The organism is Methanomassiliicoccales archaeon LGM-DZ1 (genome assembly GCA_030168595.1).
In the GTDB taxonomy this organism is placed as follows: Archaea; Thermoplasmatota; Thermoplasmata; order Methanomassiliicoccales; family Methanomethylophilaceae; genus Methanomethylophilus.
The window spans coordinates 673,807-687,120 of sequence record CP115556.1 but is presented as its reverse complement, the minus strand read 5'-3'; the positions used below and the strand labels follow the sequence as shown (position 1 = coordinate 687,120).

Genomic DNA, 13,314 nt, shown 5'->3' with positions numbered 1-13,314 from the left:
TAACAGCGGGGCCGGATATAGCCTTTCCTTCAGGCCGTGAAGCGGTCGGCCGCCTTTCCCAGATGTTTCCTGAAGAAACCGACCCAGATGCCGACGGTCAGCGCCGCGAATATGGTCCCCTCGCGCACGCCTTCCAGATCCCCGAGCATGGCCAGGGACAGGATGACGGCCGTGATGACCATGGAGGTGTCGGAGACGATCTTCATCCTCGGGAACGGGACCTTGAACCTGGTCGTGAAAGCGACGACCACCCCCTCGCCGGGGGCGACCAGGATATTGGAACGGACCTCCAGCATGACGCCGAGACCCAGTATGGCCCCGGACAGGATGCACCAGGCCCAAGATTCCGCGTAGCTGCCCGGGTCGATGAAGGAGAAGACCTCCAGGTTTATGTCAGTGAAGATCCCGATGGCAGCGGCCATGATCAGCTGCATGAACTGGACCGGCCTGAACTGGCGTCCGAGGACGGCGGCCTCGATGCAGATCAGGAGGAAGTTGAAGATCACGGTCCAGGCGCCCATGGACAGCGGCGTGGAGTAGGAAAGGGTCGCCGGGATGCAGGATATGGGAGTGGTGCCCAGACCTGCAAGCTTGGACATCGATATCCCTATCGTCATGATATAGAGCGCGGCCGCGAGGAGGATGCATCTCTTCGCGATCTGCCTCCTCGTGTAATCGGGTTTCTCTGCAGACATTCGCTGTCGGAACCCAGAATCATTCATTATTTGCTGGTTCCGATATAACGCCGCTCCCGTCAGGGAGCGTTAAAAGGTTTGGAGCGTCGGAGCGGATCCGATCGCTGGGTCTTCTTTTTCTTTATGACCTCGGTCCTCGGGATCACGAGCTTGCTCAGGTCCGGCTTGAAGTTCGGGTCCACCGGGCAGTCGTTGAAGGCGATGAGCACCGATGCGAGCTTGGGGTCGTCCGGGTAGTCGTAGTGCTTCCTCATGAGGAGGTCGCAGGTGGGGGCCGGGCTGCAGGAGATGACGTCCTTGCAGCCGTTGCTCGGGTTGAGCTCGGGGAAGCTGACGGGAGGCATCACGAATTTCTCGCCGCCGTGGCCCTGGACCAGCGGGAACATCACGAAGGCATCAGAGAGCCAGACGACATCGTCCCTGTTGAGGTACTTGTTGATGGTGAAGGGGAACACCTCGGTTCCCAGGATGTCCCCGTTGTCGTCCATCAGCAGGACCGTGGGCTCCGGAGGGGGCCTGAACCTCGGGTCCTTGATTATCGCGATGACATGGTCGCGGGTCAGCGCTTCCGAGAACCCGCGGTTGTCGACGTTGATGTTGCCGCCCGCGGCGCGGACCTTGGCCTCCTCCGCCCTCATCTCATCGAGGACATCGGGCGTCAGGTAGAACGCATGGACTACTCCTCTGAGTCCGGCGGCGATCTTGAGGGGCTCTTCAGGCCCATTGACTTCTGACATATTACCACCCAATCTATTTTAGCTTCTATATGAATATTTCGAACGAGGATCATCTCAGGTCCGGGTCCTCGTCCATCAGTTTCAGCGTGTCGTCCAGGCCGGTCATGCTTCTGAGGTCCACGACGCCTATGGCCGCGATCACGCGGTTGTTCACCTCCAGGGGGGTGACGATGACGCGTATCCCCTTGTAAGGCCCGGAGGTGGCGATCCTCCTGATGGTCGTCCCCACTTTGAGGACCTCCTCGAGGACGGCCCCCGTGTAGGCGTTGTCTATGACCTTGCCGTTCTCGATCCTTATGCCGAGATTGTCCTTGCTCTTGGCGCAGACCGGGAGCCCGCCTACGAGGTCGTGCACCATGAACGCAAGTGCCAGGAGCTCGTTCCCGGAACCGAGGATGGACACCGGGGCGGCATTATCCTTCTGAAGGTTCAGCCCGCCCAGGAGCTCCAGGCCGGCAGAGACGGCGCCTTCCTCGGCGGCGGCGTAGCTGTCGGCGGTGCCGATGATGACGGCATCGGAATCGGAGAGGGAGAACGTCTTCTTCAGGATCCGGTCGTACTTCTCGTCGAGGGGGTAGCTGTCCCCCGGGAACGTCAGCTGGCCGTTGGAGAACACCAGTGTCGTGGCCCCCAGGGCCCCGTTCTTGATGGCGTTGTCGCGCTCCTCGCAGCCGTAGGTGATCTTGCCGGCGGCATGCGGGACCCTGACCGCGCAGTCATGCTCCCCTATGGTCAGGGTGCCCAGGTCCACCTCCGCGGTGCTCATGACCACCGTCTCCCACAGCTTCTTGCCCTCGGGGGTCAGCGTTACCCCTTTCTTCTTGACCGAGATGGCGCCGGCGTCCTGCAGGATGGAGAGCAGGGTCCTCGTGCTCCCCTCGCCCAGGCCTATGAGCTCGGCGAGCTTCTTGCGGCCTATCGGCGACGCGGTGCTGAGGCAATATAAAGATTTCCATATGTGGTAGTCGTTGAATTTGGGTACCGGACCGCCCATGTGGCTCCTCGAGACGGCACTGTCCATGGATGGATGAATGGTACCATCCAATAAAACTGTTTTGCATCCGCGCCCGCGCCCGGTCTGCCCGCCATGCCGGGTTTTGGCTGCTGGACATTATCGATTGTTGCGTGCGGTTTATATTAAATAAGAAAGGACCATCCCATAAGACATGCCAAAGTCTGTCGAACTGGTCACGGTCGAGCACGTGACCAAGAAGTTCAACGGTAGCACCGTGCTCGATGATTTCAGCACCGTCATAAAAACGGGGGACATCATCGGCCTCATAGGGCGCAGCGGTGCCGGGAAATCGGTCCTCCTCCACATGCTGAGGGGGAGCATCGACTACAAGCCGGACAGCGGTAAGATCATCTACCACCTGAACCGCTGCACCAAATGCGGCAACCTGGACTTGCCCTTCGAGGGAAAGCCGTGCACCAAATGCGGCAGCGACTCCCAGAGGATCGATGTCGACTTCTGGGCCCTCAAAGAGCATGACGACCTCAGGGAGGAGGTCTTCGGCAGGATAGCCATCATGCTCCAGAGGACCTTCGCCCTCTTCGGAGACAAAACCGTCATCGAGAACGTCATGGAGGCCATACCCGAGGGGACCCCCAAGCGCGTGGAGCGCGCGATCCAGCTGCTCGAGTTCGTCAACATGTCCCACAGGACCATGCACATAGCCAGGGACCTGTCCGGAGGAGAGAAGCAGAGGATCGTCCTGGCGAGGCAGATTGCCAAGAACCCCCTGTTCTTCGTCGCCGACGAGCCCACCGGCACCCTCGACCCCTACACCGCGGACATAATCCACAACAAGCTCGTCACCTATGTTAGGGACCACAGCATCGCGATGGTCTTCGCCTCCCACTGGCCGGAGGCCATCGACAAGATGGCCGACCGCGCCTATTGGCTCGATAACGGCAAGGTCAAGATGGAAGGGAAGCCGTCCGATGTCACCTCCAAGTTCATGGAGGGCTACCACTTCGACAAGGTCGAGCATGTGGACGACGGGCAGCCGATCGTCCGCCTGGTGGATGCCGAGAAGCACTTCTTCTCGGTCGACAGAGGCGTGGTGAAGGCCGTCGACGGCATCTCTTTCGAGATCGAGGAGAGGGAGATCTTCGGCATCATCGGGTATTCCGGCGCCGGCAAGACCACCACCTCCAGGCTCATCTGCGGGCAGTCCAACGCGACCAAGGGGAAGGTCGAGGTCCGCATCGGCGACGATTGGATCGACATGTCCAAGGACGGGTACGAGAACAAGGGCCGCGCCACCCCGTACATCGGCGTCCTCCACCAGGAGTACACCCTCTATCCCTTCGACACCGTCCTCCAGAACCTGACCACCAGCATCGGGATCAAGATGCCGGCCGAGCTCGCCAGGATGAAGGCCATCCAGGTGCTCGTGAGCGTCGGCTTCGACAAGAAGAACGTGTCCAGGATCCTCGAGGCCCTGCCGGACACGCTGTCCGTGGGAGAGTGCCAGAGGATCGCCTTCGCGCAGGTGCTCATCAAGGAGCCGAGGATCATCGTCCTGGACGAGCCCACCGGCACCATGGACCCCATCACCAAGGTCATAGTCGCCAAATCGGTCATCCGCGCCAGGGACACCCTCGGCGAGACCTTCATCGTGGTGAGCCACGACATGGACTTCGTCAGGAACTGCTGCGACCGCGCCGCCTTCATGGAGAAGGGGAAGGTCGTCGAGATCGGCGATCCCGCCACCCTGATCGAGAAGTTCGACCTCCGCGGCAGCGACGATGAGGACATCAGGAACGAGGAAGAGCCCCAGCAGGAGTGAGAGCCCCCGGAGGGGAACCGAATGAAGCAGCAAATCGGAAGACACCTGAGCTTCGTGGAGTGCAGGGAGTCCCAGGGCCTCGGGATCGGTGGCGGCCTCGCGCAGAGGGCCACGATCTCCGAGAGCGGCAAGGACGTCTGCGTCGTCGCCATGGGCCCGGGGAGGAGGCACATCACCAAACCGGTGTGCGAGATAACCTACGCCCTCCGCGAGGAAGGCATAAACGCATCCGTCCTCGTGGTCAACGCCGGGAACGGCACCCCGGCCGATGCGCCCGACGTGACCACCGGCCAGAGGTTCGGGCTGGACCCGATCGAGGTCGACAGGATCAACCAGTACAAGGTCGTCCTCATCCACCTCGGCAACGTGAGGAACCACGTCATCTACAAGGCGAGGCTCATACTGAGGAACGTCGACAAGCCGTCCATCGTGGTGTCCCAGTGCCCGCTCGATTTCGAGGATTTCGCGGCCATCGGGGTCAAGACCCGCGACGTCATGCCGGCGCCGGAGGACATCAACACCCGCGGCTCCATCATGGAGATCGTGACCGGAGTGGTCAGGGGCGTCACCTGCTCGCAGGAGAAGCTCGACGAGATCGCCTCGAAGGTGCAGAAGCTGCTGCCGAGGGAGGGGGACCGATGAAGGTCACCGTCAACGGGAAGCAGAAGGAGCTGAAGGACGGGGCCACCCTGGCCGACGCCCTCGAAGGGGAGCCGTACGTCAGCGGCTCCGACATCTCCGTCCATCTCTCTACCGAGAAGGTCACCGAGGTCTCCAACGACTTCGCCCTCCTGACCCCGCGCGGGGAGATGGTGGTGCACCTCTACGATACGGAGGATGCCAAGAGGTTCAGGGCGCTCATCCCCTCCATCGAGGGTGTGAACCTCAGGTGGAGCACCAGGGAGGTGCTCGCCTTCGGTTCGTTCGCCACCGATTTCCGCGAGGACAAGGCGTCCGGGTCGTTCAAGCGCTACGAGGTCTTCTTCAGCCTCGGCGGGAACGACAATCAGACGACCTACCTCATGATAGCCAGGAAGCCGATGGACAAGGTCACCGGCTGCGGAGGCGGGAAGATCGGGAAGATCACCGTCGGAAGGCACCTGATGAACGTCCTCAAGGAGAACGAGCACATCATCGGCATCCATCCCGTGGTATCGGAGACCAGCAGGGAGAACGTCGCGGTCACCAAGGACCTGGGCTACCGCCTCGAGGACGGGTACTCCGTGGAGACCCGCGTGCTGGTGAAGCTCGACCGCTCCTCCCCCAAATCGGCGGAGCAGCTGCTGATCCTGGCGTCCAAGGGCTACATCGACGTCTCTGAGGCCACCGGCACCTTCATGGGATGCCGCGACGACATGGACGTCGACATGTCGCCGGAGGATGCGGGCGTCAGGGACGTCGGCACCGTCGCGGTCAGGAACTCCGGCGCCGGGGAGGGGCACGTCCTGTTCTACAGGGAGAGGCGCCAGCTCAGCCCCGCGCTCAACATCGCCGGCAGGGTCGCGGGCGGGATGGCCATAGTCTCCCGCGCGGCCGCCGGGGACAGGATCGCCGTGGAGACCGACCCGCCGAGGGCGCTCGCCGTCGGCATGACCCAGAAGGACGGGGAGGCATTCCTCGCCCGCTTCGGCATCAAGGTCAGGAGGACCGGGGACACCTCCGACGGGGCCGTCATCGCCGACCAGGCGCCCGAGGAGACCATGCAGGCCCTGGAGAAAGGAGAGGTCGAGGTCTTCGGCGTCCCGAAGGAGAGCATCCTCAAGATCAAGGTGACCACCGGCGACGCCGCCACCTCCCATTACTTCAGGAAGGTCACCGGCCTCAGCCACAAGCCGGTCGGCAAGCTGAAGGTCCAGCTGTCTATGCCCGGGTCGCCCATGTGCACGTTCTACGGGGACGACGCGAGGAGCCAGGACCTGATCCCGCAGGACGACCTCTTCAAGAAATGCAGGAAGGGGGACATCGGGATCACCAACCAGTCGAGGCCGTACCACGGCCTCATCGGCATCAGGCTGACCGACAGCAAGCAGTACGGCCCGACCGGCGAGGAGCCGGAGGGCACCAACATGCTCGGCAGGTACATCGGGGACCTCTCGGTCCTGGAGACCCTGGACGACGAGAGCACAGTTTACATCATGGAGGATAGGCAATGAGCGAACAGAGAGAGACGAGGCTCCTCATGATCTCCCCCGATTCCAAGCTGACCCCGGACCAGCTCGTGCGCGCCGTGCACACGATGGCCGCCGGCATCAGCGTCAAGGAGACATGCTACGGGTGCCTGTACGAGGCGGACGCCGAGACATCCCGCAGGATCGTGGCGGAGGTCAGGAAGACCTACCGCAACCAGGTGTTCTCGAAGAGGAGGGGCTACCCCCAGGGAGACCCCCGCAGATGCCGCGCCCAGCACGGCACCCGCCCAGGGTTTGCCCAGCTGGAGGCGGAATGGGAGTGCCTTCCGCTCATCCAGGCCGCCCTGGACAGCTTCGATTCCGGGGACGCGTCCTACAGCGTGCCCTCCGAGCGCAAACCCCTTCCAGTCACCCAACTCAAAGAAATCTGCGAGGCATTCAGATGAAGGTATTCATAGACCCTCCCAACAGCATGATCCTTTTCGATCTCGTCGAGAGGTTCGGCCATGAGCCCCTGAGCTCCATGGCCGTCATCCAGGAGAAAGTGGACAACATAGAGGTCGACATGCCCCCTATGAACGTGACCCTCGACGACGTCATCAAGGGCCTGAAGTACGCGGGGGTCGAAGTGCCCTCGGGGATACGCGGGAGGATGGCCCTCTGGGGCCCCATGATCGAGGCCGCGGACGCCGCCATCATCATCGAGGACGCCCCGTTCAGCTTCGGCTGCGTCGGGTGCGACCGTTCCAACAGCATGACCAAGTACCTCATCCACAGGCGCGGGATCCCCGCCCTGACCGTGAAATACCCGGAGGACGAGGCGGAGGCGAAGGCCATGGTCGGCCAGATAAAGGACTTCCTGGCCGGGCTCGGCGCGAAGGGGGCGGCGCAGTGACCATCAGGATTGCACAGCTTTCCTGCGGGACTGAGTACAGTGGTGTCCAGTTCGAGATCGAGTCCGCCGCCCGCGCGGTCGGTGCCAAGATCGTCTACCCAGACGTCTCCTACAGCCAGGTGCAGGATGCCATCAAGAGGTTCGGCTTCAAGCCGAAGTCCCAGCAGCTCCAGCTGATGATCGCCCGCGCCGCCAGCCTCGTGGACGGCAAGTACGACGCGGATGCGGTGTTCATCACCACCTGCTTCAGGTGCGCGGAGGCCGCCCTGGTGAGGAACGAGCTCAGGAGGTTCATCCAGGAGAACACCAGGCTCCCGGTCGTCACCTACTCCTTCACCGAGAGGCTCAAGGCGGCCCAGCTCCTGACCAGGATGGAGGCGCTCGTCACCATCGTCACCAGGAAGGACCTGCTGGCCAGGGAGAAGCAGTCCGGCCTGACCGCCGGGCTCGACTCCGGATCGTCGACCACCAAGGCCGTCATCATGGAGGACAACAAGATCATCGGTAAGTCCTGGACCCCGTCGGGCGCGGTCGTCACGCAGACCGCCCACCAGGTCCTCGACGAGGCCCTGGAGCAGGCCGGCTACAAGTACTCGGACATCGAGTGCATCGGGGCCACCGGGTACGGCCGCTACACCCTCGGGAAGGAGTTCGCCGACAAATGCAAGCTCGTCCAGGAGGAGCTCACCGTCAACTCGAAGGGCGCCGTCTGGCTCGCGGACCGTCAGAAGGGCGAGGCCACCATCATCGATATCGGCGGCATGGACAACAAGGCCATCACCGTCAGGGACGGCATACCCGACAACTTCACCATGGGAGGCATCTGCGCAGGAGCCTCCGGCAGGTTCCTGCAGATGACCGCCAACAGGCTGAAGATCCCCATCCAGGACCTGGGAGCCCTCGCCGTCAAAGGGAACTGGGCGAACGCCAGGATGAACTCCTACTGCTCGGTCTTCGGCATCCAGGACCTCGTCACCAACCTGGGAGAGGGGAAGAAGTTCGAGGACGTCGCGGCCGCGGCCTGTCATTCGGTCGCCGAGCAGGTGTATGAGCAGCAGCTCCAGGAGATCGATGTCCGCCACCCGATCATCGAGGTCGGGGGCACATCGCTGATCCAGGGGCTGGTCAAGGAGGTCGGATCGGTCCTCGGGGAGCCTCCGATCGTACCGCCCGACTCCCAGTACATCGGCGCCGTCGGCGGCGCGCTGCTGAGCTCCGGGCTGATGTGAGGCGCGATATGCCAGCAGAAACCACTGTCAACGGGACCGATGAGTACGGGAACGACCGCTACCGGTCCCTGTACGAGGAGATAATGTACGACGTCGGCAAGCTGACCGCCATCGAGGGCTCGTACCTCCTGCTGAGGCCGGAGGAGCCCCTCTTCATCGTGTCGGTCAGGCTCAGGTCCAAGCCGGCGGCCAAGAGCATCGGCGACGTCGCCATGACCAGGGCCGAGAGGGGGAAGGTGTACATCAGCATCAGGGACGAGATGTACGCGCCCGGCATGCTGAAGAAGCTCTGGGACACCTACGGGAGGGACCGCGTGCAGCAGACGGACCGCCTCGACATAACGGTCGACGGCGTCGATACCTCGGCCGAGGTCGATGCCCTCCCCGTCGAGTCCGCCGAGCAGCCCATCCAGGACATTCTCGGGGCGCTCGCCAGGGTGCTCCCCGAGGGCATCAGGAACCGCAGGGTGATCAGCGGCAGCAGCACGGTCACCGTGATGGCCACCGAGGAGATCGTCCGGCCGGAGCAGATCGCAACTGCCGAGAAGATCCATGCGGCCGTATCGAAAGGAGTGGTCCCCGATGTATGAGGTTCTGATGTACGACGGCGGAGTGTACCGCTCCGACGAGCTGTTCGAGATGATAGAGGACGTCGGGGGCGTGGTGCTCCTCAAGAACAGGAGCGCGCAGATGCTGACCGTCACCATGTCGGTCCCCAGCGAGGACCGGCAGATGATCGAAGCCCTCTGCAAGGACATCGGCGGGCAGGTGAAGGAGGTTCCCCTGGCGGGGACCGAGATCGCTGTCGTCGGCCCCACCCTGGGCCGCCACCACATGCCGCACCCGATATGCGATGTCGCGGAGTACCTGAGGAGGCTCGGCGCCGTCACCGTCGTCATGGGCCTCGCCAGGGGACGCGGCAAGCACACCTCGCAGATCAATCTCGAGGAATCGTCCATCATCGACGAGTATGACGCCTGCGTGTTCATGCTGGGCAACTTCAAGCCCTGCGTGGAGTTCAAGGCCGACCTGATCCTGAGGAAGATCGATATCCCGACCGTGCTGATCTGCGGGCCGAAGCCCGACAGCGACAAGGTCGCCGGCACCTGCGACGCGGTGGTCAGCGGGATCGGCAGGAAGGCCTCCCGCATGAGGGAGTCTGAGGACAGGGCCAAGCTCTCCGAGGTCGGCGACCGCGTCGGCGAGGTCCTGGAGGAGAAGAAGAAGGCCATAGAGGAGGACCCGCCGTTCGTCCACCCGTCGGAGATAAAGGCGCTGCTCGAGAACTTCGAGCCCATCGACATGTGCCTCAGGCCGGCGCCGCTGGTCATGCACCTCGACGGCCTCAGGGCCAAGATATCCTACGACGAGTACCACGAGCAGATCGAGAACATGGAGATCTACGGCCGCCGGCTGGGCGATGTCTGCGAGATCTCCCCGTCCAAGATCAACGACAGCTCCATGCTGATCCGCATAAAGACGAGGTCCCAGGTGGAGTACGAGGACTCGCTGAAGGCCAAGCGATGAGTGTCCGCCGGGGGACCTATGCCCTCTTCGTCACCTTCGGGCATGACGAGGAGATCTCCGTGGGGTCCCTCGGCACGCACCATTTCCGCGCGGGCACTTATTGCTACGTGGGGAGCGCCATGGGCGGGATCGATCAGCGCGTCATGCGCCATCTGGCACATGACAAGAAGCTCCGCTGGCATATCGATTACCTGACAGTCCGCTGCGATTCGTCCGAGGCCTGGATATCCTATCCCGACCCGATCTCGGAGTGCCAGCTCGGGCGCATAGCCGCCGACTGCGGCGGCGTAGCGGAGATGGAAGGTTTCGGCTGCTCGGACTGCGGATGCAGGTCCCACCTGTACCGCATGGACGCCCCCCAGAAGGCCGCCATGATACAAAGGGCCAGGCTGTCTTTTTTCCGCATGCCGGGGACGGCTGGCGCTACCTAAGTTTTATTAAATAAGATAGGTTACGTGCACCCCATATAGTAGACACGCTGCCCCTGCAGTGGAGTGTATCATCATGGAGTCCAAGAACAAGTACCGCGAAGCCGCCCTCGGCGTCGTGGAGAACATCAGGAATGCTGTCGGCGAGGCGAAAGTCAGGATCGAGGATGAGAAGGAGTTCTCCCCCGACGTGATCGTTACCGTGTCCTCCGCCGAGGAGGTCGCAGCCGTCGTCAGGATGGCGGCCGGCATCCGCGTCGCCGCGCTCGGCACCGCGGCCTTCTGCGGAGGAGGGATCGCCGTCGATCTGTCCAAGATGAACAAGGTCTCCGTAAGCAAGGCCGACCACGCCGTCAAGGCGCAGGCCGGCGCCGGGTTCAAAGAGATCATCGCGGCCGCCGCGGCCGAGGGCATGGTCCTGGGATCGATGCCCTTCGACCTCAGCGAGCCCGTCGGGTCCTGGGCGGCCTCCGAGGCCGTCGGGAACGGGACCTACAAGTACGGACCTGCGAAGGACAACCTGCTGAACGCCGAGATCGTGCTCAACGACGGGACCGTCATCGAGCCCGGCTACGACGAGATCGGCAGCTACATGTCCGGATACAACTTCATCCAGCTGATCCCCGGGTCCGAGGGAACCCTCGGGATCGTCACGGCCGTTACCCTGAAGCTCCATCCCGCAGGCGTCAGGAAGGCCGTCTCTTACGCGTTCTCCTCCGACGATGACGCGGTTGCTTTCGAGAACGCCGTCATCAGGGACCCCGGGCTGAAGCCCATCAACTTCACTTTCTGCACCGAAGGCGGCAAGACCGTCTTCACCCTGGAGTACCAGGGAGAGCCCGAGTTCGTCGAGCTCGACACCGTCCAGACCGACGGCCTCGCGGCCGCCGCCAACGGCGCCAAGACCGAGGCCGCCGCGGCCTTCGAGCCGGCCGGGAAGGCCGGGGTTATCGTTCCCCTTGCCAACGCCGGCGCCTACATCGCCGCCGTCGGCGGGAAAGCGCACGGGGCCGTGGCCGACAGGTACACCGCGTACTTCATCGCCGATTCCGACAATGCCGCCGGCGAGGCGGCCAAGCTCGGCGGCAGGGAGGCCAGGAAGGTCCTCGTCGGAGACAGGATCGATGCGATCCGCGACGAGGGCACCGCTGCCTTCATGAAGGCCCTCAAGGAGTTCTTCAAGACCGGGGAGTACGACGTGCACTCCGGCGACAGGCTGAAGCGCGCCATCAACGACAAGATACTCGACGAGCTGAAGGACATCCTGGGCAAGGAGAACGTCAACACCAGCCCCGAGGAGAAGATCCTCTACACTCACGACCTCGCCCCGCTGCCCAAGCTGGCGACCATCGCCTTCGACAACATGCCGGACGCGGTCCTCAGGCCCAGCAAGACCTCCGAACTGTCCCAGATCATGAAGGTCGCCTACAGGGAGGGCATCCCGGTGACCCCCCGCGGCAACTCCACCTGGGGACTCGGAGGGTCCCAGCCCGCCATGCGCGGCCTCGTCGTCGACTTCTCGTCGAAGATGAACAAGATCTCCATCGACCCCGTCTCCATGACCGCCACCATACAGGCCGGCGCCACTTGGAAAGAGGCCCTCGAGGCCGCTGAGGAGAAAGGGTTCCTCATCGGGTCCATGCCCTCCTCGTTCCCTGCGGGGACCATCGGCGCCTGGCTCGGGACCAACGGTATGGGTATCGGCTCCTACAAGTACGGGTCCGCCAAGGACAACGTGCTGAGCCTCGAGGCCGTCCTCCCCGACGGGACCGTCATCAACACCGGTTACAAGAACATGGGATCCTACTATTCCGGATACAACCTCAACCAGTTCTTCGCCGGTTCCGAGGGAACCCTCTGCCTGTTCGCCTCCGCCACCTTCAGGATCTACCCGAGGGGGACCGTGAAGCCCGTGGCCTATGAGTTCCTCAACAGCCTCGCCGAGGCCGACCCCGTCATCCAGGGGATCATCGCTAACGCGAGCGTGACCCCCCTGCACATCAGCTGGTCCGACGAGAACCACTTCAGGAACCAGCACCGCGCCCATGTGCACGCCCCCGACGTGAAGAACATCCTCCTCGTCACCTTCCAGGGCGACGACAAGCACATCGCGCTCGAGGAGGCGGCGGTCGAGGAGCTCGTCGCCCGCGCCGGCGGAAGGGCCACCGCGCCCGAGGTCGGAGAGCACGAGTGGGCCGAGAGGTGCTACGAGTTCAGGGCCAGGAAGGCCGGTGTCGGAGAGATCCCCGCCGAGGTCATCATCCCCGCCAAGAGATGGGGGGCCTTCGTGCCTGTCTGCTACAAGGGCTTCGACGACATGAAGATGGAGCTCGGAGGGATCATCGGCGAGGTCGTCGACGACAACACCGTCCTCTGGATGCCCTACTACTTCAAGGACGACGAGTCCATGCTGGGCATGACCGCCTTCGCCTTCAACTTCTACCTCGGCGACAGGGCCGCCGAGTACGGAGGAAGGACCACCGGGTTCGGCATCTTCTTCGCCTGGAACCTCGACAACGTCCATGACCCCAACGCAGTCTCGCTCATGAGGGAGTTCAAGACCTTCGAGGACCCCCACGATGTCATGAACCCCGGGCACGTCACCTGCGGAATGTCGAGGTTCGGCGTCAACCTGGGCCACGGCATCATGTCCATGATGAGCACCGTCATGCAGATGGCCAAGAAGCTCATGCCTCCCAACACCACCTTCGCCGACAACATCGAGAGGTTCGATTACAACCGCCTCGAAGAGGAGAAGGAAGAGGACAGGAAGCACGTCCTCGGACGCGGCTACGAGTGAAACCCAAGGGAGGGCGGGAGCCCTCCCCCTTTCCCATTTTCTGCGCTGGCACATCCGGGCGCATCTGATTTATACCGAA

The 13,314-nt window shown here is 63.1% G+C and carries 13 protein-coding genes; 10 read left to right on the top strand and 3 right to left on the bottom strand.

All coding sequences use genetic code 11. The features are described from left to right. Positions 1 to 29 precede the first annotated feature (29 nt). Genes O8W32_03210 through O8W32_03200 form a run of 3 tightly spaced genes read right to left on the bottom strand, consistent with a single transcriptional unit; the run spans position 30 to position 2,453 of the window. Complete coding sequence (locus O8W32_03210; GenBank protein ID WII09846.1) at positions 30 to 695, bottom strand: DUF6198 family protein; 666 nt, start codon at positions 693 to 695, stop codon at positions 30 to 32. A 59-nt stretch (positions 696 to 754) separates the two neighbouring features. Then, complete coding sequence (locus tag O8W32_03205; GenBank protein WII09845.1) at positions 755 to 1,432, bottom strand: hypothetical protein; 678 nt, start codon at positions 1,430 to 1,432, stop codon at positions 755 to 757. Positions 1,433 to 1,481: 49 nt separating this feature from the next. Next, positions 1,482 to 2,453, bottom strand: a complete 972-nt coding sequence (locus tag O8W32_03200; protein WII09844.1) for a DUF2111 domain-containing protein — start codon at positions 2,451 to 2,453, stop codon at positions 1,482 to 1,484. 145 nt (positions 2,454 to 2,598) lie between these two features. Here O8W32_03200 and atwA point away from each other — a divergent pair, with 145 nt between their 5' ends. The 10 genes from atwA (at position 2,599) to O8W32_03150 (ending at position 13,235) form a co-directional block, all read left to right on the top strand. Continuing rightward, entirely contained in the window at positions 2,599 to 4,227 is a 1,629-nt protein-coding gene (atwA, locus tag O8W32_03195) for a methyl coenzyme M reductase system, component A2 (GenBank protein ID WII09843.1), read from the top strand. A 21-nt stretch (positions 4,228 to 4,248) separates the two neighbouring features. Beyond that, the gene (gene mcrC, locus O8W32_03190; protein ID WII09842.1) at positions 4,249 to 4,869 is read left to right on the top strand and encodes a methyl-coenzyme M reductase I operon protein C; all 621 of its coding nucleotides are present in this window, start codon (positions 4,249 to 4,251) and stop codon (positions 4,867 to 4,869) included. Beyond that, entirely contained in the window at positions 4,866 to 6,380 is a 1,515-nt protein-coding gene (locus O8W32_03185; GenBank protein ID WII09841.1) for a methanogenesis marker 3 protein, read from the top strand. Before mcrC ends, O8W32_03185 begins: the two co-directional genes overlap by 4 nt. Then, on the top strand, positions 6,377 to 6,802 hold the full coding sequence (locus O8W32_03180; protein WII09840.1) for a methanogenesis marker protein 6: 426 nt from the start codon (positions 6,377 to 6,379) through the stop codon (positions 6,800 to 6,802). Before O8W32_03185 ends, O8W32_03180 begins: the two co-directional genes overlap by 4 nt. Further along, on the top strand, positions 6,799 to 7,251 hold the full coding sequence (locus tag O8W32_03175) for a methanogenesis marker 5 protein (protein WII09839.1): 453 nt from the start codon (positions 6,799 to 6,801) through the stop codon (positions 7,249 to 7,251). Before O8W32_03180 ends, O8W32_03175 begins: the two co-directional genes overlap by 4 nt. Next, positions 7,248 to 8,480 (top strand): methanogenesis marker 15 protein, encoded by a 1,233-nt coding sequence (locus O8W32_03170; GenBank protein WII09838.1) that lies wholly within the window; start codon positions 7,248 to 7,250, stop codon positions 8,478 to 8,480. The genes O8W32_03175 and O8W32_03170 overlap by 4 nt, the downstream gene beginning before the upstream one ends. Before the next feature lie 8 nt (positions 8,481 to 8,488). Next, positions 8,489 to 9,070 (top strand): methanogenesis marker 17 protein, encoded by a 582-nt coding sequence (locus O8W32_03165; protein ID WII09837.1) that lies wholly within the window; start codon positions 8,489 to 8,491, stop codon positions 9,068 to 9,070. Beyond that, entirely contained in the window at positions 9,063 to 10,007 is a 945-nt protein-coding gene (locus tag O8W32_03160; protein WII09836.1) for a methanogenesis marker 7 protein, read from the top strand. The genes O8W32_03165 and O8W32_03160 overlap by 8 nt, the downstream gene beginning before the upstream one ends. Beyond that, the gene (locus tag O8W32_03155; protein ID WII09835.1) at positions 10,004 to 10,438 is read left to right on the top strand and encodes a GIY-YIG nuclease family protein; all 435 of its coding nucleotides are present in this window, start codon (positions 10,004 to 10,006) and stop codon (positions 10,436 to 10,438) included. The genes O8W32_03160 and O8W32_03155 overlap by 4 nt, the downstream gene beginning before the upstream one ends. Before the next feature lie 73 nt (positions 10,439 to 10,511). Beyond that, positions 10,512 to 13,235 carry an FAD-binding oxidoreductase gene (locus O8W32_03150; protein WII09834.1) on the top strand — a complete coding sequence of 908 codons (2,724 nt, stop codon included), beginning with the start codon at positions 10,512 to 10,514 and terminating at the stop codon, positions 13,233 to 13,235. The last annotated feature ends 79 nt before the right edge of the window (positions 13,236 to 13,314 follow it).